The organism is Luteimicrobium sp. DT211 (genome assembly GCF_049844995.1).
In the GTDB taxonomy this organism is placed as follows: Bacteria; Actinomycetota; Actinomycetes; order Actinomycetales; family Cellulomonadaceae; genus Luteimicrobium.
On sequence record NZ_JBNCMC010000004.1, the window covers coordinates 111,160 to 136,918 of the forward strand.

General features: G+C 72.2%; 22 protein-coding genes. 15 read left to right on the forward strand and 7 right to left on the reverse strand.

Annotation, left to right across the window (positions count from 1 at the left end; genetic code table 11):
* The first annotated feature begins 70 nt into the window (after window positions 1–70).
* From phnD to ACLQ14_RS11665, 6 genes are all read left to right on the forward strand, one after another.
* The gene (gene phnD, locus ACLQ14_RS11640; protein WP_425813107.1) at window positions 71–1,111 is read left to right on the forward strand and encodes a phosphate/phosphite/phosphonate ABC transporter substrate-binding protein; all 1,041 of its coding nucleotides are present in this window, start codon (window positions 71–73) and stop codon (window positions 1,109–1,111) included.
* A 94-nt stretch (window positions 1,112–1,205) separates the two neighbouring features.
* Window positions 1,206–2,084, forward strand: coding sequence for a phosphonate ABC transporter ATP-binding protein (gene phnC, locus ACLQ14_RS11645; protein WP_425813109.1), 879 nt, complete (start codon window positions 1,206–1,208; stop codon window positions 2,082–2,084).
* Entirely contained in the window at window positions 2,081–2,872 is a 792-nt protein-coding gene (gene phnE, locus ACLQ14_RS11650; protein ID WP_425813111.1) for a phosphonate ABC transporter, permease protein PhnE, read from the forward strand. The genes phnC and phnE (ACLQ14_RS11650) overlap by 4 nt, the downstream gene beginning before the upstream one ends.
* Complete coding sequence (gene phnE, locus ACLQ14_RS11655) at window positions 2,869–3,813, forward strand: phosphonate ABC transporter, permease protein PhnE (protein WP_425813113.1); 945 nt, start codon at window positions 2,869–2,871, stop codon at window positions 3,811–3,813. The genes phnE (ACLQ14_RS11650) and phnE (ACLQ14_RS11655) overlap by 4 nt, the downstream gene beginning before the upstream one ends.
* Before the next feature lie 5 nt (window positions 3,814–3,818).
* Window positions 3,819–4,712 (forward strand): metallophosphoesterase, encoded by an 894-nt coding sequence (locus ACLQ14_RS11660; RefSeq protein WP_425813115.1) that lies wholly within the window; start codon window positions 3,819–3,821, stop codon window positions 4,710–4,712.
* A complete protein-coding gene (locus tag ACLQ14_RS11665; protein ID WP_425813117.1) occupies window positions 4,709–5,629 on the forward strand; it encodes a MurR/RpiR family transcriptional regulator in 921 nt (306 codons plus the stop codon). Before ACLQ14_RS11660 ends, ACLQ14_RS11665 begins: the two co-directional genes overlap by 4 nt.
* Before the next feature lie 42 nt (window positions 5,630–5,671).
* Here the strand turns inward: ACLQ14_RS11665 and ACLQ14_RS11670 are convergent, their stop codons facing one another.
* The 4 genes from ACLQ14_RS11670 to ACLQ14_RS11685 all read right to left on the reverse strand — a co-directional run bounded on the left by ACLQ14_RS11670 (window position 5,672) and on the right by ACLQ14_RS11685 (window position 8,693).
* A complete protein-coding gene (locus ACLQ14_RS11670; RefSeq protein ID WP_425813119.1) occupies window positions 5,672–5,872 on the reverse strand; it encodes a hypothetical protein in 201 nt (66 codons plus the stop codon).
* A complete protein-coding gene (locus tag ACLQ14_RS11675) occupies window positions 5,869–7,056 on the reverse strand; it encodes a Gfo/Idh/MocA family protein (RefSeq protein WP_425813121.1) in 1,188 nt (395 codons plus the stop codon). The genes ACLQ14_RS11670 and ACLQ14_RS11675 overlap by 4 nt, the downstream gene beginning before the upstream one ends.
* Complete coding sequence (locus ACLQ14_RS11680) at window positions 7,038–7,379, reverse strand: hypothetical protein (RefSeq protein WP_425813123.1); 342 nt, start codon at window positions 7,377–7,379, stop codon at window positions 7,038–7,040. Before ACLQ14_RS11680 ends, ACLQ14_RS11675 begins: the two co-directional genes overlap by 19 nt.
* Window positions 7,380–7,640: 261 nt before the next feature.
* Window positions 7,641–8,693: a LacI family DNA-binding transcriptional regulator gene (locus tag ACLQ14_RS11685; protein WP_425813125.1), complete on the reverse strand. Its 1,053-nt coding sequence runs from the start codon at window positions 8,691–8,693 to the stop codon at window positions 7,641–7,643.
* A 317-nt stretch (window positions 8,694–9,010) separates the two neighbouring features.
* Here ACLQ14_RS11685 and ACLQ14_RS11690 point away from each other — a divergent pair, with 317 nt between their 5' ends.
* The 9 genes from ACLQ14_RS11690 (at window position 9,011) to ACLQ14_RS11730 (ending at window position 21,928) form a co-directional block, all read left to right on the forward strand.
* A complete protein-coding gene (locus ACLQ14_RS11690; protein WP_425813127.1) occupies window positions 9,011–11,410 on the forward strand; it encodes a glycoside hydrolase family 3 N-terminal domain-containing protein in 2,400 nt (799 codons plus the stop codon).
* Window positions 11,407–12,462 carry an ABC transporter permease gene (locus ACLQ14_RS11695; protein WP_425813129.1) on the forward strand — a complete coding sequence of 352 codons (1,056 nt, stop codon included), beginning with the start codon at window positions 11,407–11,409 and terminating at the stop codon, window positions 12,460–12,462. The genes ACLQ14_RS11690 and ACLQ14_RS11695 overlap by 4 nt, the downstream gene beginning before the upstream one ends.
* Window positions 12,456–13,391 carry a carbohydrate ABC transporter permease gene (locus ACLQ14_RS11700; protein WP_425813131.1) on the forward strand — a complete coding sequence of 312 codons (936 nt, stop codon included), beginning with the start codon at window positions 12,456–12,458 and terminating at the stop codon, window positions 13,389–13,391. The genes ACLQ14_RS11695 and ACLQ14_RS11700 overlap by 7 nt, the downstream gene beginning before the upstream one ends.
* 65 nt (window positions 13,392–13,456) lie before the next feature.
* Entirely contained in the window at window positions 13,457–15,124 is a 1,668-nt protein-coding gene (locus tag ACLQ14_RS11705) for an extracellular solute-binding protein (protein WP_425813133.1), read from the forward strand.
* 75 nt (window positions 15,125–15,199) lie between these two features.
* Window positions 15,200–16,768, forward strand: coding sequence for a GH39 family glycosyl hydrolase (locus ACLQ14_RS11710; RefSeq protein WP_425813135.1), 1,569 nt, complete (start codon window positions 15,200–15,202; stop codon window positions 16,766–16,768).
* Window positions 16,765–17,490, forward strand: coding sequence for a DUF624 domain-containing protein (locus ACLQ14_RS11715; protein WP_425813137.1), 726 nt, complete (start codon window positions 16,765–16,767; stop codon window positions 17,488–17,490). Before ACLQ14_RS11710 ends, ACLQ14_RS11715 begins: the two co-directional genes overlap by 4 nt.
* 11 nt (window positions 17,491–17,501) lie before the next feature.
* Complete coding sequence (locus tag ACLQ14_RS11720) at window positions 17,502–19,541, forward strand: beta-galactosidase (RefSeq protein ID WP_425813139.1); 2,040 nt, start codon at window positions 17,502–17,504, stop codon at window positions 19,539–19,541.
* 105 nt (window positions 19,542–19,646) lie between these two features.
* On the forward strand, window positions 19,647–21,494 hold the full coding sequence (locus ACLQ14_RS11725; protein WP_425813141.1) for a polymorphic toxin-type HINT domain-containing protein: 1,848 nt from the start codon (window positions 19,647–19,649) through the stop codon (window positions 21,492–21,494).
* Entirely contained in the window at window positions 21,491–21,928 is a 438-nt protein-coding gene (locus ACLQ14_RS11730) for a toxin-antitoxin system YwqK family antitoxin (protein WP_425813143.1), read from the forward strand. The genes ACLQ14_RS11725 and ACLQ14_RS11730 overlap by 4 nt, the downstream gene beginning before the upstream one ends.
* Here the strand turns inward: ACLQ14_RS11730 and ACLQ14_RS11735 are convergent.
* The 3 genes from ACLQ14_RS11735 to manD are packed head-to-tail and all read right to left on the reverse strand — an operon-like array spanning window position 21,917 to window position 25,754.
* The gene (locus ACLQ14_RS11735; RefSeq protein WP_425813145.1) at window positions 21,917–22,453 is read right to left on the reverse strand and encodes an endonuclease V; all 537 of its coding nucleotides are present in this window, start codon (window positions 22,451–22,453) and stop codon (window positions 21,917–21,919) included. The two genes, ACLQ14_RS11730 and ACLQ14_RS11735, sit on opposite strands and share 12 nt — an antisense overlap.
* A gap of 53 nt (window positions 22,454–22,506) precedes the next feature.
* On the reverse strand, window positions 22,507–24,516 hold the full coding sequence (locus ACLQ14_RS11740; protein ID WP_425813147.1) for an alpha-glucuronidase: 2,010 nt from the start codon (window positions 24,514–24,516) through the stop codon (window positions 22,507–22,509).
* A complete protein-coding gene (manD, locus tag ACLQ14_RS11745) occupies window positions 24,513–25,754 on the reverse strand; it encodes a D-mannonate dehydratase ManD (protein WP_425813149.1) in 1,242 nt (413 codons plus the stop codon). Before manD ends, ACLQ14_RS11740 begins: the two co-directional genes overlap by 4 nt.
* Window positions 25,755–25,759 lie beyond the last annotated feature (5 nt).

Sequence of the window (25,759 nt, forward strand, 5' to 3'; positions counted from 1 at the left end):
CACGACCCACCGAACCGACCCGAACAGCAACCCCCGTCACCCCGGCGGGACAGAACAGAACGGGAACGCCATGAACATCGCACGTGCACGACTCGCGGGGCTCGTCGGCGCCGCGGCGCTCGCCACGTCCCTCGTCCTCGCCGGCTGCGGCGCCTCCCAGGAGGACGCGTCGGCCGGGGGCTCCGGCACCGGCACCGCGGGCGCCTCGGCGGCCTGCACCGGCAAGGCCGACGACGGCGCCAAGGCCCCCACGCAGCTCACCCTCGCGCTCGTCCCCTCGGGCGACGCGAAGAAGCTCGTCGAGACGGTCAAGCCGCTCGAGGAGGCGCTGACGTCGCGCCTCGGGATCCCCGTCAAGGGCGTCATCACGCAGGACTACCAGGCCGCCGTCGAGGCGATCGGCTCGAACCAGGCGCAGATCGGCATGCTGCCGAGCCTGCAGATGAGCCAGGCCTGCGACAAGTACGGCGCCGTCCCCGCGCTGCAGACGCAGCGGAACGGCAAGTCGACGTACGCCGCCCAGTTCATGACGAACAACCCCGACAAGTACTGCGCCGACACCCCCGTCAAGGGCGAGAACGGGATGCTGTACTGCAACGGCACCGAGTCCGGCACGGGCCCCGCGGGGCTCGACTCGCTCCCGAAGATGAAGGGCGCGACCGTCTCGCTCCTCCAGGCGGCGTCCCCCGCGGGGTACATCTTCCCGGTGGCCGCGATGAAGACCGCGGGCCTCGACGTCGACAAGGACGTCAAGGTCGTCCAGGTGACCGCGAACGACGCGAGCGTGCTCGCCGTCTACAACGGCGACGCCGAGGTCGGGACGAGCTACTGGGACGCACGGTCCGTCGTCGAGGGCGACACCCCCGACGTCGGCAGCAAGGTCGTGGTCTTCGCCCTCACGGACGAGATCCCGAACGACGGCGTCTCGCTCTCGTCCGGCCTGAGCAAGGAGTGGCAGACGAAGATCGCGGACGCGATGAAGGACTACGCCTCCACGCCCGACGGCGTGAAGGCCCTGACGGCGATCTACCAGATCACCGGTCTCGTCGACGCCGACCCGGCCAAGCTGAGCGAGACTCAGCGCGTGGCCGCGTCGATCGGCCTCGGCTGACACCCCGGCAGGGGCGCCCCGACGATCTCGGGGCGCCCCTGCCGGACGGTCCCGGGCCGAGCGGCCCGGAGCACGCTTCAGGAAGGAAGACCCCATGAGCGGGGAGCAGTTCGAGGGCTCGGCCGGCGCGGCCGCCCGGACCGGCGCGGGCATCCGCTTCGAGCACGTGAACGTCACGTACCCGAACGGCTACCAGGGCCTGCGCGACGTGTCGCTGACCATCGAGCCGGGGGAGATGGTCGCGGTCGTCGGGCTCTCGGGCGCGGGCAAGTCCACGCTCGTGCGGACGATCAACGGCCTGGTCCCCATCACGTCGGGCGAGATCACCGTCGGTGACGTGAGCGCTCCCGGCGACGACGACGCAGCGGCGCCCGGGGCGACCTACCGCCTGTCCGGCCTGCGGGGCGCGGCCCAGCGCCGGCTGCGCTCGGAGGTCGGGATGGTCTTCCAGAGCTTCAACCTCGCGCGCCGTACGACGGTCCTCAACAACGTGCTCGTCGGGCGCCTGCACCACACGCCGACGTGGCGCAGCCTGCTCGGAGCGTGGCGCGCCGACGACGTCGAGCTCGCGATGCAGGCGCTCGAGCGGGTCGAGATCGTCCAGAAGGCGTACTCGAACGCGTCCGAGCTCTCGGGCGGACAGCAGCAGCGCGTCGCGATCGCGCGCACGCTCGCGCAGCAGGCGCGCGTCATCCTCGCCGACGAGCCCGTCGCCTCGCTCGACCCGCCGACCTCGCACGTGGTGATGCGCGACCTGCAGCGCATCAACGCCGAGCTGGGGATCACCGTCGTCGTGAACCTCCACTTCCTCGACCTGGCCCGCCGCTACGGCCAGCGCATGATCGGCCTGCGCGCGGGCGAGGTCGTCTACGACGGCCCGGCCGCCGACGCCGACGAGCGGGTCCTCGAGGAGATCTACGGCCGCTCGCTCACCGCGGAGGACGTCCTGGACGCGCCGGCGGTGCTGGAGTGAGCGCCGTCGTCGTGCGCCCGGCCAGGCCCCGCCGCTGGCCGGCGCGCGTCGTCGTGCTCGCGGTGCTCGTCGTGATCACGGCGTGGTCATGGGTCGCGGTCGACGTCGACCTCGGTGCCCTCGCGACGAACTTCAGCAACGCGCAGAACACCCTCGTCCAGCTCTTCCAGCCGGACTACTCGTTCTTCGGGGAGACGCTCCAGCCCCTGCTCGAGACGGTGCAGATGGCCGTGATCGGGACAGCCGTGGGCTGCGCCGTCTCGCTGCCGCTGTCGTTCCTCGCCTCGCGCGCGACCAACCCGAACGGCCCGCTGCTCGGGTTCGTGCGGACCGTGATGAACGTCGTCCGGTCCGTCCCCGACCTGCTGTACGCGTCGATCTTCGTGACCGTCGTCGGGACGGGGGCCCTGTCGGGCGTGCTGTCCCTCGTGCTGTTCAACCTCGGCATCCTGGTCAAGCTCGTCTCCGAGGCGCTCGACGGCGTCGACCGCGGAGGACAGGAGGCGGCGCTCGCGTCGGGCGCGACGTGGGTCCAGGCGGACCGGGTGGCGATGCTCCCCGAGGTCGCGCCGCAGTACGTCTCGCAGTCGATCTACGTGCTCGAGCTCAACATCCGCGCGTCGACGGTCATCGGCCTCGTCGGCGCGGGCGGCCTCGGCATGCTCATCGACCGGGTGCGCACGTTCTACCAGTACCACTACCTGTCGCTCGTGATCCTCGAGATCCTCGTCCTGGTCCTCCTGCTCGAGCTCCTCAGCTCGGCCGCGCGCAAGAGGCTCGTCCGATGAGCGCCGTCGACACCCGGGTCGCGCCCGGCCGCACGGCGACGCAGGAACGGCCGCGCAAGCCCGCGCACGCCGCGCGCACGGTGCTCTGGGTCGTGGTGGTGGCCGTCGTCGTCGCCGCGTTCTGGTCCGTCGACATCTCCTGGGACGCCCTGTGGGGCATGCCCGGCAAGCTCTGGCACTACCTCGGCCTGATGTTCCTGCCGCCGGCGTGGTCCCAGCTTCCCGAGGCGCTGTCCGCGACCATGCTGTCGGTCGCGATGGCGTGGTTCGGGACCGCGCTCGGGATCGTGATCTCGTTCCCGCTCAGCCTCCTCGCGACGCGCGGGCTCGCGCCCGTCGGCGTGCGCTGGCCGCTGCGGGCCGTGTTCGCGCTGCTCCGCGCCGTCCCCGAGGTCGTGATCGCGGTGCTCATGCTGTCGGTGACCGGCCTGACCGCGTTCACCGGCGCGCTCGCCATCGCGATCGGCTCGATCGGGACGCTCGGCAAGTGGGGCTACGAGGCGTTCGAGGCCGTCGACGGCGGCGCGACCGAGGCCGCGACCGCCGCCGGGGCGTCGCGCGCCCAGGTGATGCGGTGGGGCGTCTGGCCCAACGCGCAGCCCGAGGTCCTCGCGTTCTGGCTCTACCGGTTCGAGATCTCCGTGCGCGCCTCGGCGATCCTCGGCCTCATCGGCGCCGGCGGCATCGGCAAGATGCTCGTCGACAACATCCAGTTCCGCGTGTGGGACGTCGTCGGGGTGCTGATGCTCGTCGTTGTGGTCGTGACGATGCTCATCGACCAGGTCTCGGGGACCGTGCGGCACCGCATCATCACCGGCCGCTGGGAGCTGCCCGTCGTCACCGCGCTGCGGCGCCGGTCCGCGCGCGCCGCGCGCCGCGAGGCGTCTCCCAGCGTGCTCGAGGACGACGTGCGCTCGGGCGGCCCCGGGGCCGTAGGGTGACCGACGTGCGCCCGCTGCGGATCCTCCACCTGTCCGACACGCACCTGTTCGGCGACGGGACCCGGCACTACGGCGTCGTCGACACCACCGCCGCGCTGCGGTCCGTCCTCGCCCGGGCGTCCACGGTGGCGGACGTGGACGTCGTCGTGCTGTCGGGAGACCTGTCCGACGACGGCACGCCCGCGTCCTACCGGGCCCTCCTCGGCCTGGTCGAGCCCTGGGCCGCCGAGCGCGGTGCCGTCGTCGTGCCCGCCATGGGCAACCACGACCTCGCCGCCGGGTTCGAGGAGGTGCTGGGCGAGCGCGAGCGGACGGTGCTGGTGCGCGGCTTCCGGATCGTCACCGTCGACACGTCCGTGCCCGGCGCCGGGTACGGGCGGCTCGACCCCGCCCAGCTCGACCGGCTGCGCGGCGCGCTCGCAGGGATGGAGGATCCCGACCGCCGCACCTGGCCCGCGGAGACGACCTACGTGCCGCTCCGGCGGACCGTCGTCGTCATGCACCACCCGCCCGTCCCCGCGCGGTCCGCGCTGCTCGCGGCGCTCGAGCTGCAGGACCCGGGCGCGTTCCTCGAGGCGTGCGAGGCTTCCGGCGCGGTCGGCGCGGTGCTCGCCGGGCACTACCACCACGCGCTCACGACGACGGCCGGCGGGGTGCCCGTCGTCGTCGCGCCCGGCGTCGCCAACACCTCCGACCCGCTCGCGCCCTGCGGGCACGAGCGCGCCGAGGTCGGCGCGGGCTTCGTCGTCGTCGACGTGGCGAGCGAAGGCCAGGTGAGCGTCGTCGTCGTGCCCGTGCCGCACGCGTCCGACGCCGCCGACGGGACCGAGCTCTTCGACCTCGCCCCCGACGAGGTCGCGCGGATCGCGGCGGCCGCCGGCCCGGGGGCGTCGTCGTGACGCCGTCGCGGCCGGGCGAGGTCATCGCGACCATCCGCTCGCTGCTGCCGTCGCTGCTGCCCACCGAGCAGGCGGTCGCGCAGGTGCTGCTCGCGCGGTCCGCGGAGATCGTCGAGCTCAGCTCGCAGCAGGTGGCCGAGCTCGCGGGCGCTTCGCGGGCGACCGTCGTCCGCACCTGCCAGAGCCTCGGGTTCTCCGGCTACCAGCAGCTCCGCGTCCTGCTCGCCCGCGACGCCGCGTTCGCCGCGACCGCGCAGGACGGCGCGGGGCGGGGCTCGCCGTCCGGCGTCGACGGCGCGTCCCGCGAGGGTGGACCGAACGGCACGCCGGCGACGCGCACCGCGTCCGGCATCGTCGAGGACACATTCCGACAGGTCGCGGCTGGTGTCGCGGGCATGATGGCCCTCCTCGACGGCGACGAGGTGGCGGCCGCGGTGGAGGCGCTCGCGACCGCGCGGCGCGTCGTCGTCGTCGGGAACGGGCTGTCCGGGCCGCTCGCGCTCGACGCCGCCGCCCGGCTGACCGGGGCGGGGCGGGCCGCCGAGGCGCCGTTCGACGTCATCAACCAGCAGATCACCGCGCGCCTGCTCGAGCCCGGGGACGTGCTGCTCGTGGTCTCGGGGTCGGGGTCGAACGCGGCGAGCCTGCGCGCCGCCGACGCGGCCGTCGCCGCCGGGGCGACCGTGATCGCCGTGACGGCGTTCGCCCGCAGCCCCCTGAGCCAGCTCGCGGGCACGAACCTCGTCGTCACCATGCCCGACCTGACGTTCCGCGACGAGATCACGCTCGCGACCCGGCTGCCGCAGGCCATCCTCGTCGAGGGGCTCGTCGCCGCCGTGACCGCGCGCCTGGGCGAGGCCGCGGTCCGCGCGAAGGCGCTCGCGCTCGACGCGATCAGCGACAACCTCGCCGAGTAGCCCCCCTCCGCGAAGTAGACGGGCGGCCGGTATACCGCGCGGTCAGAGGGGGACGCCGACGTCCTTCGCGAGGTCGGCGTAGGTCTGCTCGCCGTCGTTCGCCTCGTCGAACCGGTAGGCGCCGCTCACCTCGTCGACGCGCAGGCTCCCGGCCTTGACGCGGTCCGGCGTCCAGCCCACCTCGCGCAGCGCGGCGAGCTCGTTCTCGAGCTGCTCGCGGCTCATGCGGATGCCATCGCTCATGGAGCGACCGTAGCGCCGCGGCGTCCGACGTGCCCCTCGACCCGCGGTGCGGCCCACGGCGCCCCGAGCTCGGCGAACGTCCGCTGCTCGCGCGCGACCCGTTCGCACCACCCGGCGACGTCGCGCACGACGGGGTGCCTGCCGTCGCCCTCACCCTCCCAGGTCACGTGCTCCCCGCCGACGACGCGCGGCCCGGGCGCGGTGCGGACGGCCTCGAGCACGCGCATGAACGCGCCCGTGTCGGCGACGTCGCAGCGGAGGCCGCGGCCGTCCCTCCGCGCCTCGAGCAGATCGGTGAGCAGGTCCGCGCGCTCCCCGCGGACCGTCCGCTCGCCGCGCCTCCCCGACACGACGGCCTCGTCACGCTCGTACCGGAGCGTGATCTCGCCGTCGGTGCCCCGCAGCAGGACGCGCGCGGGCGTCTGCCCGGGGGCACAGAGCGTGAACCCGAAGCCGACGGGCAGCCCGCTCGCGGTCGTGACCCGGACCGCGGACGTGTCGTCCGCCTCGATCGGGTTGGCGCGGTACAGATCGGTGACGACCTCCGCGACGTGGTCGGTGCGGGTCGCGCCGACCACGTGCAGGGTGGTCGCGACCGCGTGCGCGAGCGGGTTCGTCACCACGCCGTCGACGACGTCGTGACCGTCGAGCGTGCGGCGGCCGGCCCAGGCGGACCGGGCCCAGTAGCCGGCGGTGCGCGTCCAGGCGCCGACCGCGCCCGCCCCCGTGAGCTCGCCGATCTCGCCGTCGGCGACGGCGGCCCGGACGGCGTCGAGAGCGCTCGACCCGAAGGTCTGGAACCCGACCTGGCACAGCCGCCCCGTCTCACGAGCGGTCGCGACGAGCTCGGCGTGTCCGGCGAGCGACGCGGCCGTCGGCTTCTCGACCAGGACGTCCGCGCCAGCGCGGAGCGCCTCGAGCGCCAGCGGGAGGTGCGTCGGGATGGGCGTGCAGACCACGACGATGTCCGGCACCTCGCGCTCCAGCAGGTCGGCGAGCGACGCGAACCACGGGACCGTGCGGGCGGCGTCGGGGTCCGAGTCGCGCGGCGGCGTCGGGCCGACGACGGCGCCCAGCCGCGCGGCGCCCGCCGCCTCGAGCGCCGCCAGCCGCGGGAGGTAGGACGCGCCGTACCCGCGGAAGCCGACGAGCGCGACCGACGCGGTCATCGGGCCGACTTCCACGACCGGCGCTCCACCAGCCACGGCGTCGCGCGCCGCACGATCGGCGGCCACGCGACGAGCTGGAGCGTGAAGGTCACCGCAATTCCGACGGCCAGGCCAAACACCCACCCCGCCAAGCCGGGGAGCACGCCGAGGGACACGAAGAGGATCACGGCACCGACCGCCGTCGTCGACCAGGACAGCACGGTGCGGACACTCGCCTCTGCCCGCGCACGTGCCTCGCCCTCCGGGTCCGCGCCGTCGTGCACGGGGCGCATGCTCCCCGGCGCGGGCGCGGGCGCGTGCCCGCCGACCGGCCCGCGGGTGGTGTCGTCCTCGGCCACGGTGCCTCCATGCGAGCTGCGGGCTGGTCGGCGCGAGCCTACTGCGTTCGCCGAGGGTGACGCCGCCTCGCCTCGGCAGCCCGGGCGCGCGGCGTCGTCGTCGGCCGTGAGACACCGAGATGCGCTCGAGTCACCGATGCAGACTCGGTATCTCGGCCCGGACTCGGTATCTCGGCCGGCACGGGCCGGGGTCACACGGTCCGCCGCCACACCCCCGAACCTCCTGCAGCAGCCACGGCACCCAGCCCGGCCGGCACGTCCTCAGCGCGGCGGCGACGTGCTCTCGCGCACGACGAGCTCGGTCGCAAGGTCGATCTGCGGCGTCGAGGGCTGCTCGCCTCGCGCCAGGCCGAGCAGCATGCGCGTCGCGGTCCCGGCCATGTCGGCGAGCGGCTGCCGCACGGTCGTGAGGGACGGCCCGATCCACTCGGCGAGCGGCAGGTCGTCGTACCCGACGACGCTCACGTCCTCGGGCACGCGGAGCCGGAGCTCGCGGGCGGCGCGGAGCACCCCGAGCGCCTGCATGTCGGAGCCGGCGAACACCGCGGTGGGCCGGTCCTCACGGGAGAGCAGCTCGATGCCGTGCCGGAAGCCGCCGTCGACGTAGAAGTTCCCGTGCCGCACGAGGGCGGGGTCGACGGTCAGGCCCGCCTCCTCGTGGGCGGTGCGGAAGCCGTCGATGCGGGCCTTGGAGCACAACACGTCCGCGGGTCCGGAGATCATGGCGATCCTCCGGTGGCCGAGGCGGAGGAGGTGGCGCGTCGCGGCGAGGCCGCCCGCCCAGTTGTTGGACCCGACGGTCGGCACGCCCGGCAGGGGCTCGCCCGCGGTGTCGACGACGACGTACGGGATGGACCGCGCGTCGAGCTGCTGGCGCTGGCCCGGGTCGACGCCGGAGAGCACGAAGATCACGCCGAGGGGACGTCGGGCGACGACGTTGTCGAGCCAGTGCTGCGGCGGGCGGTGCTCGCCGCCGAGCTCGGAGAGCACGACCTCGACGTTCTCGGCGGCCGCGGCGGCCTCGACGCCCTGGATGATCTGGATGGACCAGGCGGAGTCGAGCTGGTGGAAGACGAGCTCGACGAGCGACGACTCGGTGGCAGCGCGGGGCGTGCGACGGCGGTACTGGTGCCGCTCGAGCGCCGCCTCGACCCGGGCCCGGGTGTCGGGGGCGACGTCGGGGCGGCCGTTCAGCACCTTGGAGACGGTGGGCACGGAGACGCCCGTCTCCTCGGCGATCGAGGCGATCGTCGACCCGCGTCGCTGGCGCGGCGCGGCGGAGGTCTCGCTCGACGGCGTGGCCGAGGTCGTCATGATGGCTCGCAATTCTGGTCGCAACTTTCGCGGGGTGATCCCGGAGAACCTAGCATCGCACGGCCGCTGCCCCGGGCGTGGCCCGGAGCGACGTCGACGGTGCCGCGGCACGGCGCGTCCGCTCAGAATCCACCCGCCGCGCCGGGATTTGTTCCGTGATCGAACCGAGACCTGGGTCGTCTTGACGCCTCGAGAACCCCGCCCTAGGGTCATCGCAGCCGATATCTTTCGGTCGAGATACGAGAGTTTCGACGCCACACGGTCGTGGCGCGCGGCGCAGGCCGCGGTCCACGACGACGTGGCCCGAGAGGGATGGCATGAGCGCACCGACCACCGTCCGGTCTGACGGACCCACGCAGGAGCCGCGGGTCTGGCAGGACGCGACCCGCACCTCCGACGATCGCGTCGAGCACCTCGTCGAGCGCATGACGCTCGAGGAGAAGGTCGCGCAGCTCGTGGGCGTGTGGGTCGGCGCGGACGCGTCGGGCGGGGGCGTCGCCCCGCACCAGGCCGACATGACGGGGAACGTCCCGACCTGGGAGCACGTGATCCGCGACGGCCTCGGGCAGCTCACGCGCCCGTTCGGAACGGCGCCGGTCGACCCTGCCTCCGGCGCCCGGTCTCTCGCGGCGTCGCAGCGCGACATCGTCGCCCGCAGCCGGTTCGGCATCCCGGCGCAGGTCCACGAGGAGTGCCTCGCCGGCTTCGCCGCATGGCAGGCGACCGCGTACCCGGTCCCGCTGTCGTGGGGCGCGTCGTTCGACCCCGCCCTCGTCCGCGAGATGGCGCGGACCATCGGGGGCTCGATGCGCGCCGTCGGCGTCCACCAGGGGCTCGCGCCGGTGCTCGACGTGACGCGCGACCCGCGCTGGGGCCGCACCGAGGAGACCATCGGCGAGGACCCGTACCTCGTCGCGACGGTCGGCGCCTCCTACGTGCGCGGGCTCGAGGACGCGGGCGTCGTCGCGACCCTCAAGCACTTCGCCGGCTACGCGGCGTCGCGCGCCGGGCGGAACCTCGCCCCGGTCGACCTCGGGCCGGCCGCGTTCGCCGACGTCGTCCTGCCGCCGTTCGAGGCGGCGCTGCGGCTCGGTGGTGCGCGCTCGGTCATGCACTCGTACGCGGCGGTCGACGGCGTGCCTGCGGCGGCCGACGCGACGCTGCTGACCGAGCTGCTGCGGGAGACCTGGGGCTTCGAGGGGACGGTCGTCGCCGACTACTTCGGCGTCCGGTTCCTCGAGACGCTGCACCGCGTCGCGGCCGACCGCGCCGAGGCGTCGCGGCTCGCGCTCGAGGCCGGGGTCGACGTCGAGCTGCCCACGGTGGACGCGTTCGGGGTCGTCGCCGACGCCGTGCGGGCGGGCGAGATCGACGAGCTCCTCGTGGACCGCGCCCTGCGCCGCGTGCTCCGGCAGAAGCTCGACCTCGGCCTGCTCGACGCCGACTGGTCGCCCGACGCGCCGCTCGCGGGCCTCGACGACCTGACGCTCGACGAGCCCGCCGCCCGCGAGCTCGCGCTCCGGCTCGCCCGCGAGTCCGTCGTGCTGCTGGCGAACGGCGCCTCCGACGCCGACGGCGCGCCCGCGCTCCCGCTCGCGCCGTCCACCCGGCTCGCCGTCGTCGGGCCGCTCGCGGCGGACCCGATGGCGATGCTGGGCTGCTACTCGTTCCCCGCGCACGTCGGGGCCCAGCACCCCGAGGTGCCGATCGGCATCGAGATCCCCACGGTCGCCGACGAGCTGCGCGCGCGGTTCGCGGAGGTGAGCGTCCACGCCGGCTGCGGCGTCACCGACCCGTCCCGCGAGGGCTTCGCCGCGGCCATCGACGCCGCCCGTGACGCCGACGTCTGCGTCGCTGTGGTCGGCGACCGGGCCGGCCTGTTCGGCCGCGGGACCTCCGGCGAGGGCTGCGACGCCGAGGACCTGCGCCTCCCGGGCGTCCAGGCCGAGCTGCTCGACGCGCTCCTCGCGACGGGCACGCCGGTCGTCGTCGTGCTGCTGACCGGGCGGCCGTACGCGCTGGGCGAGGTCGCCGGCCGCGCCGCCGCGATCGTCCAGGGGTTCTTCCCCGGCCAGCGGGGTGGCCAGGCCGTCGCCGAGGTGCTCGCGGGCGAGACCAACCCGTCCGGGCGGCTCCCGGTGAGCGTCCCCGCCCACCCCGGCGGTCAGCCCGGCACGTACCTCGCGGAGCCGCTCGCCCGCCGGACCGGGGTCTCCTCGGTCGACCCGACGCCCCTCTACCCGTTCGGGCACGGCCTGTCCTACACGCGCTTCGCCTGGGACGACGCCCACCTCGACGACGCGACCTGGGCCACCGACGGCGAGACCCGGGTCCGCCTCACCGTGCGCAACACGGGGGAGCGGGCCGGCACCGACGTCGTCCAGCTCTACCTGCACGACCCGGTCGCGCAGCGCGTGCAGCCCGAGGTCCGCCTCGTCGGGTACGCCCGCGTCGACCTCGGGCCCGGCGAGAGCGCGGACGTCGAGCTCACGCTCCACGCCGACCTCACGTCCTTCACCGGCCGGCGGGGCGTGCGCGTCGTCGAGCCGGGAGACGTCGAGCTCCGGCTCGCCCGGTCGAGCGCCGACGTCGTCGCGACGCTCGCCGTCCGCCTCACCGGGCCCGAGCGCGAGGTCGGGCACGGGCGCCGGCTCGTGAGCGACGTCGTCGTGCAGCCCAGCCCGACCCGCAGCGACCCTCAGGAGGTGACCGCATGAGCCTGCAGGACCCCGTCAGCCTGACGTCGGACCCCGAGCTCGCCGACGTCCCGCTCACGCCCCCGCGCGTGCCCGGCAGGCCCCCGCGCAACGGGGCGCCCGACGGCAGGGACAGGCCGAGCCGCGAGCAGCGGCTGCGCATGCAGGGCAAGACCTCGTGGCGCGTCGCCCTGCGGCGCGACTGGCGGCTCTACACGTTCCTCGTGCTGCCGCTGGTCTTCCTGCTCGTCTTCAAATACGTGCCGATGGCCGGGAACGTCATCGCGTTCCGCAAGTTCCGGCCCGGCGGCAACCCGTTCGGGGACGAGTGGGTCGGGTTCCACTACTTCGACCAGTTCATCCACAACCAGCAGTTCTGGACGGTGTTCTGGAACACGGTGATCCTCGGCGGGCTCACGCTGGCGATCTGCTTCCCGCTGCCGATCGTTCTGGCGCTCATGCTCAACGAGCTCCGGTCGCGACGGTTCAAGAAGGTCGTCCAGACGATCACGTACCTGCCGCACTTCATGTCGATCGTCATCGTGGCCGGCATCGTCCTGCAGCTCGTGTCCGTCGACGGCACCGTGAACCAGGTGGTCCGCGCGGTCGGCGGGGACGCGATCCCGTTCATGCAGGAGCCGGGCTGGTTCCGGTCGATCTACGTCAGCTCGGAGGTCTGGCAGACCGTCGGCTGGGGCACGATCCTCTACCTCGCCGCGCTGACCACCGTCGACGACCAGCTCTACGAGGCCGCCCGGATCGACGGCGCGAACCGCTGGCAGCAGACGTGGCACGTCACCCTGCCCGGGATCCGGCCCACGATGATGGTCCTCCTCATCCTCAACATCGGCTCCTTCATGGCCGTGGGATTCGAGAAGGTCCTGCTGCTGCAGAACCCGCTCATCTACTCGACCGCCGACGTCATCTCGACCTACCTGTACCGGGTGGGCATCCAGTCCGCGCAGTTCTCGTACGCGGCCGCGATCGGCCTGTTCGAGTCCGTCATCGGCCTGGTCCTCGTCCTCAGCGCGAACTTCGCGTCGCGCCGCCTGGTTGGAGCCTCCCTGTGGTGACCGAGACGACCACCCCCGACGTGTCCGCCGTGCGGACCGTCACCACCGCCGGCGTCGTGAAGGACACGCGCGGCTACGCGATCTTCCGCGTCGTCAACGCGGTCGTGCTGACGCTCATCGCAGCGATCACGCTCTACCCGTTCGTCAACCTGGTCGCGAAGTCGTTCTCGTCCGAGGGCTACATCGCGGCCGGGAAGGTGAACCTCGTCCCGCGCGGGTTCAACCTCACGACGTTCAACGCCGTCGTCAGCGACCCGATGTTCTGGACCAACTACAAGAACACGGTCGTGTACACCGTCGTCGGGACCGTCATCGCGATGGCCCTCACCACGACGTACGCGTACGCGCTGAGCCGCACCAACCTCAAGGGGCGCGGGTTCTTCACGGGGATCGCGCTCTTCACGATGTTCTTCGGCGGCGGCCTGATCCCCAACTACATCCTCGTCGCGAACGTGCTCCACATGAGGAACACGATGTGGGCGATCGTCCTGCCGGGCGCGATCTCCGTGTTCAACCTGCTCGTCATGAAGTCGTTCTTCGAGAACTTCCCGGCGGAGCTCGAGGAGGCCGCCGCGCTCGACGGGATGACGACGTACGGGGTGTTCCTCAAGATCGTCCTGCCGCTGTCCAAGGCCGTGCTCGCGACCATGACCCTGTTCTACGCGGTGAGCATGTGGAACTCGTGGTTCGGGGCGTTCCTGTACCTCGACAAGAAGGACCTGTTCCCGGTCACCGTCTACCTGCGCAACCTCATCGCGGCGACCACCGGCTCGCAGGAGATCACCGGTTCCCAGGACAACGCCGTCCAGATCGGCGCCAACGTCCAGTCGGTGACGATGCTCCTCACCGTCCTGCCGATCGTCTGTCTCTACCCGTTCGTCCAGAAGTACTTCGTCTCGGGCGTGATGCTCGGCTCCGTCAAGGGCTGAGCGCAGGTCCGCACCTTCCCGACTCCCACCGTCGAACGACGACGTTCAACCCCTCAAGGAGAATGATGCGAAACATCCGCAGGCGGACCGCCGCCGTGGCGACCCTCGCCACCCTCGCGCTCGCGCTGACCGCGTGCAGCTCGGGTGGCGGTGACGACGACAAGGGCTCGGACGGCTCCTCGGGGACCGCGTCCATCGACGACGCCCACTCGAAGGGCGCCATGGCCGACTTCAAGGCCGGCAGCACGTTCAAGGCGTCGGAGCCCGTCGAGTTCTCGATGCTCTACCGTGACCACCCGAACTACCCGGTCAAGAACGACTGGTCGATCTTCCAGCAGCTGAAGACGAACCAGAACGTCAGCTTCAAGCGCACCGACGTGCCCCTCGCCGACTGGGACAAGAAGAAGGCGCTGCTCATCGGCGCCGGCGACACCCCCGAGATCGTCTCGGTGACGTACCCCGGCCAGGAGACGCAGTTCGTGTCGGGCGGCCAGCTGCTGCCCGTGTCGGACTACGTCCAGTACATGCCGAACTTCGAGCAGAAGATCAAGGACTGGGGGCTCCAGGAGGAGCTCGACACCCATCGTCAGGCCGACGGCAAGTACTACATCCTGCCGGGCGTGCGCGAGGTGCCGGACGTGCAGTACTCCGTCGTCGTCAACGACGCGATGTGGCAGAAGGCCGGGATCACCACCGACCCGGCCACCTGGGACGAGTTCGCGCAGGACCTGAAGAAGGTCAAGGACGCGAACAACCTCAAGTACGCGATGTCGGACCGGTGGACCGACACGACGACGCTCGGCGCGTTCCTCCAGACGGCGTCTGCCGGGTTCAACACGGCCGCAGGCTGGGGCTACTCCAACACCTGGTTCAACGAGGACACGAAGAAGTTCGAGCTGACCGGCATCAGCGACAACTACAAGCAGCTCGTCACCTACGCGGCGGGACTCGTGTCGTCGGGCGTGCTCGACCCCGAGATCACGCAGAGCGACGACCAGGCGACCCAGAAGTTCATCACCGGGCAGTCCGCGGCGATCTCCGGCAACACGCAGGAGATCACGTCGTACCGGACCAAGGTCAAGGACGCCAAGGGCGACATGACCATGCACATGATCACCATCCCCGACGGTCCTGCCGGCAACTACATCGCGGGCGGCCGCCTGTCCTCGGGCCTGATGGTCTCCGCCGACGCCGCGAAGGACCCGCACTTCAAGGCGCTGCTGCAGTACATCGACTGGCAGTACTACTCCGACCAGGGCATGGAGTTCGCCCAGTGGGGCGTCGAGGGCACGACCTTCGCGAAGGCGTCCGACGGCACGCGGACCCTCGCCAAGGACGTCGACTGGAACGGCCTCAACGCGGGCGCGTCCAAGCAGCTCAACGCCGACTTCGGCTACAGCAACGGCGTCTTCCTGCTCGCGAACGGGTCGTCGAAGGACCTGCTCCAGTCGATGATGTCGCCCGAGACGAAGAAGTGGACCAACGCCGTCCTCTCCGAGAAGAAGGTGCTCCCGGTCCAGCCGGCCGCGCAGCTCAACGACGACGAGCTCGAGCAGACGTCGCTGGTCGACTCGCAGATCAAGGACGCCGTCTACGCGGCGACCGCGAAGTTCATCACGGGTCAGACGCCGCTGAGCGACTGGGACAAGTACGTCGCCCAGATCAAGGGCCTCGGCGCGGACCAGCTCATCGACACGTACAACACCGCGTACCAGCGCACGCAGGACAAGTGACGTCCTGACCGCCCGCGGCGCCGCCCGGCCCACCCGGCCGGGCGGCGTCGTCCGCACCTTCCCCTGGAGCAAGCAGTGAGCACCACCGTCGTCCCGTCCGAACCGACCGGCACGCTGTCCGACGCCTGGCGCACCTGCGTCGGCACCGGCCGGTTCAACCTCGCGCTGCGCCGGGACTACCAGGACTCGCTCGCGCTGGTGCAGCGGGAGATCGGCTTCCGGTACGTGCGGGGCCACGGCCTCCTGTCCGACGACGTCGGCGTGCACCGCCCGTACGAGGCGAGCGGGACCGCGGGGCACACAGGGACGCTGTACGCGTTCACCTACGTCGACCAGGTCGTCGACGCGTACCTCGCGCTCGGCATCAAGCCGTTCCTCGAGCTCGGGTTCATGCCGTCGGGCCTCGCCTCGGGCGACGCCACGGTGTTCTGGTGGAAGGGCAACATCACGCCGCCGCGGGACCACGCCGAGTGGAGAGCGCTCGTGCAGGCGGTGCTGCGCCACCTGATCGACCGGTACGGGATCGAGGAGGTCCGCACCTGGCCGGTGGAGGTGTGGAACGAGCCGAACCTCGTGAACTTCTGGCTCGGCGGGGACAGCACGACCGCCGACCGCCAGGCCGCGTACTTCCGGCTCTACGAGGCGACGGCCGGCGCGGTCAAGGACGTCGACGCGGACCTCCAGGTGGGCGGTCCGGCGATCTCGCCCGGAGCCGACGACTGGTGGGCGCCGTTCGCGGGCTTCGTCGCCGACCGGCACCTCCCGTGCGACTTCGTGTCCTTCCACGCGTACACGACCGGCCCCGCGGAGCACGTTCCCTTCGGGACCTACCAGACGCTGCGCCGCCCGGACGCGCTGCTCGAGCAGTTCGGCCGGCCCGCCGAGCTGCTGGCGGGGACGGCGCTCGCGGGCAAACCCGCGCACGTCACCGAGTTCAACAGCTCCTACCGGCCCGACAACCCCGTCCACGACACCGCGTTCAACGCCGCCTACCTGGCGCCCGTGCTCGCGGGCGGGGGAGACCTGGTCGACTCGTTCTCCTACTGGACGTTCTGCGACGTCTTCGAGGAGGAGAACGTCCCGACCTCGATCTTCCACGGCGGCTTCGGGATGCTCACGCACCGCCAGGTCAAGAAGCCGACGTACCACCTCTACGCGTTCCTGGCGCGGATGGGGACCGACGTCCTCGCGCGCGGCGAGGACCACCTCGTGACCCGGGACGCGGCGTCGGGCCGGGTGACCGTGCTCGCCTGGCAGCCGGTCGGCGGGTCGGACGACCCGACCGAGCCGGACTCGCACGCCGTCCGGCTGTCCGTCCCGGTCGGCCCGGCCCGCCCCGGAGGCACGGCCCCGGCGACGACGTACGCGCACCGCAGCGACGTCGACGACGAGTCCGGCAACGCGTTCACGGCGTGGCAGCGCCTGGGCCGGCCCGCCTCGCCGACGCTCCGGCAGCTCGACACGCTGCACGAGGCCGCCGAGCCCGTGCGCTCGCACGCGTCGCTGCCGGTCACGGACGGGCGCGTCGACCTGGCTCTCACGCTGCGCCGCCACGGGGTGACGCTCGTCGAGCTCGACCCCGTCGTCGACGAGACCCCCGCCTGGCTCGACGACGCGCGGATCCTCGGGCGGGCGGGGCGATGAGCGACGTGACCCACCCCGACCCGCCCGGCCCCCACGTCCCCGGCGACCTGGGCCACGGCGCGCTCGGGCGTCTGACCGCCGTCGTCTACTGGTTCGCGGTCGTGACCGTGCTGCTCGCGGTCGCCGCGTCGCCGACGATCGTCCTGCTGCTCCTCCTCGACCGCTCGGCCGGCAACGTGCTCCTCGTCGCCGTCGCCGCGATCCCGGTGGGGCCGGCGCTGTCCGCCGCGCTGTACACGATGCGCGACCGCGAGCGCACCGGCGAGGCCGACGGCGAGCTCGCACCCGCGCGGTCGTTCGTCCGCGGCTACCGGCTCGGCGTCGCGGACGTGCTCCGCGTCTGGGTGCCGGCGCTCGTCGTGCTCGGGGTCATCGGGACGGTGCTGGTCAACGCGGGCGCCGCGGGCGTGAGCGGGCCGTACGCCGTGGTGCTCGGCGTCCTCGCCGTCGCGATCCTCACGTGGGCGCTGCACGCCGTCGCGATCGCGACGTTCTTCAACTTCCGCACGCGCGACGTCGCCCGCCTCGCGACGTTCTACCTCGGCCGGTTCCCGGTCGTGTCCCTCGGCGTCGTGTCGCTCGTCGTCGTCGCCGGCGCCGCCGTCTGGGTCGGGACCGAGGTCCTGCTCGCCCTCGTCGGCGGCGTGTGGGCGTGGTTCTGGTACCGCGGCGACCAGCGCCTGCTCGACGACGTCCGCGACCGGTTCACGACGGCAGACTGACAGGAGAACTCATGTCCACCCGGAAGATCCCGTTCGGCGGCGACTACAACCCCGAGCAGTGGCCGCGTCCCGTGCGGGACGAGGACTGGTCGGCGTTCGGCAAGGCGTCGATCGACACGGTGACGCTCGGCGTCTTCGCGTGGTCGTACCTGCAGCCCGACGAGGACACGTACGACTTCGGCCGGCTCGACGAGATCGTCGCCGAGGCCGTCGCGCACGACGCGACGATCGTCCTCGCGACCGCCACGGGCGCGATGCCGCCGTGGCTCGCGCACCGCTACCCCGAGGTCAACCGCACCGACTTCGAGGGCCGGCACCACGTGTACGGGCAGCGGCACAACTTCTGCCCGAGCTCGCCGGTCTTCCGCCGGTTGTCGGTCGAGCTGGCCCGGCGGACCGCCGAGCGGTACGCGGGCACGCCGGGGCTGGTCGCCTGGCACGTCGGCAACGAGTACGGGGGCGCGTGCTACTGCGAGCACTGCGCCGCCGCGTTCCGGGTCTGGCTGCGCGAGCGGTACGGCACGATCGAGCGCCTCAACGATGCGTGGAACGCGACGTTCTGGTCGCACCTGTTCTCCGACTGGGAGCAGGTCGTGCCGCCGAACGCGCTGAGCGAGCACTGGCGCGGGCCGAACCACACCGCGTTCCAGGGCATCACGCTCGACTACCGCCGCTTCATGTCCGACCAGCTCCTCGCCTGCTTCCGCGCGGAGAAGGACGCGATCCGGGCCGTCGACGCCGACACCCCCGTGACCACGAACTTCATGGGCCTCTACCAGCCGATCGACTACCACCGCTGGGCGCCGCACCTCGACCTCGCGTCGTGGGACAACTACCCGCCCGGGACGCGCGAGCACGCGCGGATGGCGCTCGCGCACGACCTGATGCGCGGCCTCAAGGACGGCGCGCCGTTCTGGCTCATGGAGCAGACGCCGACCATCACGGCCTCGCGCGACGTCAACCCCGTCAAGCGGCCCGGCGTCATGCGGCTGTGGACGTGGCAGGCGGTCGCGCACGGCGCCGACGCCGCCCTGTTCTTCCAGATGCGGCAGTCGCGCGGCGCGTGCGAGAAGTACCACGGCGCCGTCCTCGACCACGCGGGGCGGACCGACACCCGCGCCTTCCGCGAGGTGGCGGGGCTGGGCGCCGAGCTCGCGGCGCTGGGCGACGCCGTCGTGGGGGCGCGCACACCGGCGCGCGTGGCGCTCGTCTTCGACTGGGACTCGTGGTGGGCCGTCGAGATGACCGACGGCTTCAACCGGCACGTGTCCTACGTGCCGACGGTGCTGCAGTACTACCGGGCGCTGTGGCAGGCCGGCGCGGGCGTCGACGTGGTCCCGGTGACCGCGGACCTGTCCGGGTACGACGTCGTCGTCGCGCCGTTGCTGCACCTGCTCAAGGGTGACGTGGCCGCGCGGCTGGAGGAGGTCGCGCGCCGCGGGGGGACCGTCGTCTCGACGTTCTACGCGGGGCGCGTCGACGAGGACGACAACGCCTACCTCATGGACGCCCCCGGCCCGCTGGGCGCTCTGTTCGGGGTGCGCGTCGACGAGACCGACTCCGCCGAGCCGGGCGCGACGAACCCCGTCACCCTGCGCGTCCCCGGTTCCGCCGACGACGGCGCAGCCGAGGTCGTGTCCGGCGCCGGCCTGGTCTTCGAGGTCGTCCTGCCGCAGGGGGCGGAGGTCGTCGGGACGTACGGCAGCGACTTCTACGCCGGCACGCCCGCGGTCACCCGCAACGCGTTCGGCGACGGCGAGGGCTGGTACGTCGCGACTGCGCTCGACGACGCCGGCGTCGCGTGGGTCGTGGGGCAGGTGCTCGAGCGGCACGGGCTCGTCGGCCCGTACGCCGGGGTGCTCGACCTGGAGCTCGCCGTGCGTGAGCGCGACGGCGTCCGGACCGCGTTCCTGCTGCACCACGGGCTCGAGCCCGTGGAGGTCGCGGCGCACGCGTCCGGGGTGGACCTGCTCACGGGGCGCGAGCTCCGCCGCGGCGAGACGCTGCGGCTCGACCCGACGGACGTCGTCGTCCTCCGCGAGCACCCCTGACCCCGCGAGAGGCCTATGGGGAGAACTCCCCATAGGTGTGGCCGTGACCTGTGGTTATGCTCGGCGGGCGTGCTGTGGTCGTGTCGATGAAGCAGGGGGTTGCTGATGTCGCGTCCGAGTGACTGGTCGCCGGTGGGGTTGGATATCGATCCGACGCCGGGTGACCCGGTGCTGGTGCTGTCCGGGGGTCGGGAGTATCTGGACGTCGCTGACAGCATCGATGGTGCTGCTGCTGCGATGGCCCGGTTGGATGTCGCGGGTGCGGTGTCGCAGGCCGTGGACGCGTTGATGGACCGCAAGGAAGACACGATCAGCGAGGTCCGTAAGGCGCACGCCCGGTACCAGGCGGCGGGTGAGGCCCTGGTGTCGTATGCCTCGACGTTGGAGCAGGTCCAGTCCGACACGTTGGCCGCGTTGCAGAGGGCGCGGGGTGCGCATGCGGACGCCGCTGACGCGGCCCGCACCGAGCACTACTACCAGGACCTGGCGGAGTCGGAGACCGATGCCGCGACCAAGACCCAGTACAAGCACAAGGCGACCACGGCGGCGGATGGTGCGTCGGCTGCCCGCGCGACGATCGCGGCGGCGCAGGACGACATCAACGCCGCCGTGTCCACGCGGGACCGGGCCGCCGACAGTGCCGCGGATCAGATCACCGAGATCACCTCGCACGATGATCTGAACGACTCGTGGTGGGACAACTGGGGTTCGAAGCTGGTCGCGGCGATCGCGGACATCGCGGACCTGGTGTCGACGATCGCGGGGATCTTGGCGGTGGTGGTGGCGTTCATCCCGGTGGTGGGGACCGCCCTGGCTGGTGTCCTGATCGTGGTGGCGGCCGTCGCGGCGATCGTCAGCGCGTTGGCGAACATCGCGTTGGCTGCGACGGGTGAGCGGTCGTGGGGTGAGGCGGGGATCGCGATCGCGGGCGCCGCCTTGTCGGTGATCGGTCTGGGTGCTGCGGCGAAGGCTGCGACGGGGATCTCGAAGGCCGCGTTCAAGGCCGGCGCCCGGGAGACCATGGTGGGCCTGAAGGGCGGGCTGAAGGGCGGGCTGAAGGGGTTCGGGAAGGAGCCGTTCTGCAAGGTCGGGTTCGGGACCTGCTTCACCGCGGGAACCCTCGTCAGCACGCCCGACGGGGACCGGGCGATCGAGACGTTGCGGGCCGGGGACAAGGTCTACACGTTCGACCAGGCCAGCGGCGTGCGGCTGCTGGAGACGGTCGAGGAGACGTTCGTCCGGGCCACCACCCGCCTGATCCACCTGAGCATCGGGGGGTCGAGGGTCACCACGACCGCCGAGCACCCGTTCATGGTCGCCGGGATGGGCTGGATCCAAGCCGCCGACCTGCGCCCCGGCGACCTGCTCACCACCCCGGACGGGACCGTGGTCCTCGACGCGATCAACCCCGAGACCGTCGGCGAGGCCGACGCGGTCACCGTCTACAACATCCACGTCCATACCCACCACACGTACTACGTCCTCGCCGGCGACCACCCCGTTCTCGTCCACAACAGCAACGCTCACGGCAACGCGGCAGAGATCGGGAGATTCAAGTCAGCGGTCCACGGCAAGGCGGACGAGGTCATGGCGACGCAGTCGAACCGCGTGCGGGGGCCCATGCTGACGGGCGCCATGGACACGAAGACCGGAGAGATCTACTACGGCCAGAATGCCGTCGACATTCCGGAGAGGCTTCACCCCAAGCTGAAGAACGCGATCGACAACTTCCAGGGGGAACCTGCCCCTTTCAAGGGCACGCCGGGCGCGCATTCGGAGTTCTATGCCGTCAATCAGGGACTCTGGGCGCGCGAAGGGTCCGAGATCGAGGACTTCAGCTTCTACACCGTGCGCATCAAGGGTGCGGAGAAGGGCAATCCGGCGGTCATGTGCCCGAACTGCGATAACATCCTCGGACCTGCGGGGGCAACGGACCTGGTGAGGCAATCATGAGCGAACCCCTTCGAGTTCCCGACGACGAGCTCGACTACGACGAGAACCTGATCTACACCTGGCACGGCGAGCTCTTCACCGGGACTGCCTTCGAGAACGGGCCCGACGGCGTCGTGTCCGAGGTCTCGTACGTCGACGGCTCCCAGCAGGGTCCTGCCCGCGACCTCACCGCGGACGGCCGCCTGATCGGAGAGGACACGTACCACGAGAACGCCCGCCACGGCCTGAGCCGGGAGTTCGACGCCGACGGACGGCTCGTCCGCGCAGCCTGGTACGAGTACAACATCCTGGTTCGCTCGGCAGCCGCCGACGCCTCGGGCGAGCTGGACTGGCGGGACGAGGTGTCGGCCGGGAGCGCAGAGGCGGACCTCCTCGACCGCTGGCGGCGCGAGCTCCACTGGCCCACGCCTGAGCCGTCGCCGTCAGCCGACTGACGACGCGACGTCGGAGGGTTCGAGCTTTCCGCGCGCGAGCCGATCCACGAGCCTCAGGGCGTCGGGAACCCTCGCGCCGCCGCTCATGCCCCGCACGAGGTCGGCGGCGTCCGCGAGGTCGATCCCGATCGACGTGACGTAGAGCGGGCTCGTCGCGGTGCCCCGTCGCACCTCCGCCGCGTGCGTGGCCGAGTGGAACCTCGTCTTCGCCACACCGATCACGACGGGCGCGAGCTGTTCCTGCCAGGCGTGCATGCCGAGCCCAGGGCGCCCGTCAGGATCGAGGTCGACGTAGCCGTCGATGACGAGCACGTCGATCGGCGGGAGCTCGTCGAGCACGGCCGCGATGGCCGGCAGCTCCCGCTCGTAGAAGTTGCCGGGTCGGTACTCGGCGACGTGCTCGAGCGTCGCCGTGCGTGCTGTCGTGATGGTCGCGAGGTCCGCACGGCTGGAGAGCATCGCGGCGGCGCGAGCCCCCCCGGTGTCCGGGTAGTGCACGTCGACCACCGCGAATGTCTTGGTCACCGTCCGAGCATAGGGGCACCGCCCTGCGGGGCGGTGCGGTTCCCTGCGGCGGCTCAGTAGAGCGGTCCGCCCCGCTCGTCGGGCACCCCCGAGTGGCGCCAGAAGTACGTCCGTACCTGGTCGCGCCACTCGCCGGCGCTGCGCACCTGCTCGGCCAGGAGCTCCCGCACCCGCTCGAACAGCTCGGCATCGACGAGCCGGTCGGCGTCCTCCCACCGCCGCGCCATGACCTCGGTGCGCGCGGCGCCGTCGGTGTGGGTGTCGTACACGTGCTGCACGACCGTCTTCCCCGAGCGCAGCACGTGCGTGTACGGCACGTGGTGGAAGAACAGCAGCAGCTCGTCGGGGCAGGTGTCGAGCGACTCGTAGGTGGTCGCCCACGGCTCGGGGTACTGCCCGCTGTACCCGGTGCCCGCCGTGCGGGTCCGGTCCACGCCGATGCCGTCGCGGTCGGCGAAGTGGTAGGTGCCCCAGGGGGAGTACTCGTAGAAGTCGACGCCCGGGCCGTAGTGCCCCGGACCCACCATGAAGCACACCCCGAGCGGAGCGGTGTACTGCTCGTACGTGGCGCGCGAGCCGAGCATGAGGTCCCGCAGGATGTCGCGCACTCGCGGGTCCGCGCCCGGGAAGGTGAGCCCGACCCACTCGTCGAGCAGGTCCGACGGCGAGAGCGTCGGATCCCACGCGAGCCGCCCGAACCCGTACAGGTTGGCCTGAGCGAGCGGGTGCCCGGTCCAGAACCGGTCGTCCCCGACGTTCGACACGGCGACCACGTCGCGCGCGACGCCGTCGCGTCCGGCGACCGTCCGGCCGTTCCCCCACGGCTCCCAGCCCAGCACCTCGGACCACTGCTCGGGCAGGTAGTAGACGTGCTTCTGCTGGCCCGTGTACTCCTGCGTGACCTGGAGCTCGAGCGCGAGGTGCGTCCGCGGCATGGCGGCGAGCACGGGCGAGACGGGTTCGCGCACCTGGAAGTCGAGCGGCCCGAACTTCACCTGCACGACGACGTTCTCGTCGAACTTCCCGTCCAGGGGAGTGAAGTGGTCGTAGGCCGCGCGGGCGCGGTCGGTCTTCCGGTCGCGCCAGTCCTGGTGGTGGTTGTACACGAACGCCCGCCAGTGCACCCTGCCCCCGTGCGGGGACAGGGCCCGCGCGAGGACGTTCGCGCCGTCGGCGTGGTCGCGCCCGTAGGCGAACGGGCCGGGCTGCCCCTCCGAGTCGGCCTTGACGACGTACCCGCCGAAGTCCGGGATCGCCGCGTAGACCCGAGCCGTCGCTTCGGCCCACCAGGCCGCCACCGCGGGGTCGAGCGGGTCGCACGTGTCGAGCCCGCCGAGCGTCATCGGCGCCGCGAAGCTCACCGCCAGGTGCACGCGGATGCCCCACGGCCGGAACGCGTCCGCGAGCCGGACGACGTCGCCCAGCCGGTCCGTGAGCAGGCGCGCCTCCGTGCGGTGCACGTTCACGTTGTTCACGGCCACACGGTTCACGCCCGACGCCGCGAGCAGCCGCGCGTAGGCCTCGACCCTGGTGAGGTCCGCGCGCAGCGCACCCTCCGCGTAGAAGATCGAGCCGCCCGCGTACCCGCGCTCGACCTGGCCCATCACGTCGTGCACGTCGACGTTGTCCCAGTGGTCGAGCATGCGGACCGCGTGGGCCGGGGCGTGCCGCGACGGGGCGAGCGCGTCGTCGAACGCGCCCTCGCCCAGGCGGACGACGTGGAAGAGCCCGTAGAGCAGCCCGGCGTCGTCGGAGGTGGTGACGCGCGTGGTGCCGTCGGTGCGCACGACGGCGTAGCCCTCCGCGGGCAGCCCGGCGCCGGGCTCGAGGGCGAGCACGAGGTCGGGTCGCGCCTCACCGCCGGCGGACGCGGCGTCGGCGAGGAGGATCCGACCGCCGAAGCGCGCGGCGGCGGTCCGGACCTCCCTGACGACGGTCGCGACCAGCGGACCCGCGCCGGGGCCGGCGACGACGGCGACGACCCGGCGGCCCAGGGGCGCGAACGCGTCGTCGGGCAGCCACGCAGCATGCCACCCGGGCGTGCTCACGGAGTTCTCGCTCACCAGTCGTGCACCGTCCCGTCCTGGAGCCGGTTCACCGGCAGGTACGCGGGCTGGTACTCGTAGGCGGCCGCCGCGTCGTCGTCGTAGGTGACCCCGAGGCCCGGCTGCTCGCCCGGGTGCAGCAGGCCGTCCGTGAAGGTAAAGGACTGCTGGAACACCTCGTTGGTCCGGGCGCCGTGCTGCATGTACTCCTGGATCCCGAAGTTGTGGATCGCGAGGTCGAGGTGCAGCGCGGCCGCCATGCCGACGGGCGAGATGTCCGTGGGCCCGTGGATGCCGGACTTGATCTGGTACTGCGCGGCGAAGTCGAGGATCTTGCGGAGCGCGGTGATGCCGCCGGTGTGCGTGACGGCGGAGCGCACGTAGTCGATGAGCTGCTCGCGGATGATCGTCTGGTAGTCCCACACGGTGTTGAAGACCTCGCCGATGGCGAGCGGCGTCGTCGTGTGCTGGCGGACGAGGCGCAGCGCCTCCTGGTTCTCGGCCGGCGTGCAGTCCTCGAGCCAGAACAGGTCGTACGGCTCCAGGGCCTTGCCGAGCTTCGCCGCCTGGATGGGGGTCATGCGGTGGTGGCCGTCGTGCAGCAGAGGGAGCTCGGGGCCGAACTCGTTCCGCACCGCCTCGAACACCGTCGGCACGTGCCGCAGGTAGGAGCGGGTGTCCCAGTCCTCCTCGGCGGGGACGACCGTCCGCTGCGCCGGCTCGTAGTCGTACCGCGCACCGGTCGACGTGCGCTGCGCGGCGACGCCGTAGACGGCGTTCAGGCCGGGCACCGACGTCTGGACGCGGATCGCCTTGAAGCCCTGGCCGAGGTGGTGGCGGATCGAGTCGAACAGCTCGGGCAGGTCGCGGCCCGACGCGTGCCCGTAGGCCAGCGCGCCCAACCGGGACGCGCCCCCGAGGAGCTGGTACAGCGGCAGCCCCGCGACCTTCGCCTTGATGTCCCACAGTGCGACGTCGACCGCCGCGATCGCGGCCATCGTCACGGGGCCCCGCCGCCAGTAGGCGCCCCGGTAGAGGTACTGCCAGGTGTCCTCGATGCGGTGCGCGTCGCGGCCGACCAGCAGCGGCGCCACGTGGTCCTTGAGGTACGACGCGACGGAGAGCTCGCGCCCGTTGAGGGTCGCGTCGCCCAGCCCGACGACGCCGTCCTCGGTGGTCAGGCGGAGGGTGACGAAGTTGCGGTCGGGGCTCGAGACGAGCACCTCGACGGTGCGGATGGCGGTGCCGGTGGTCATGCGGT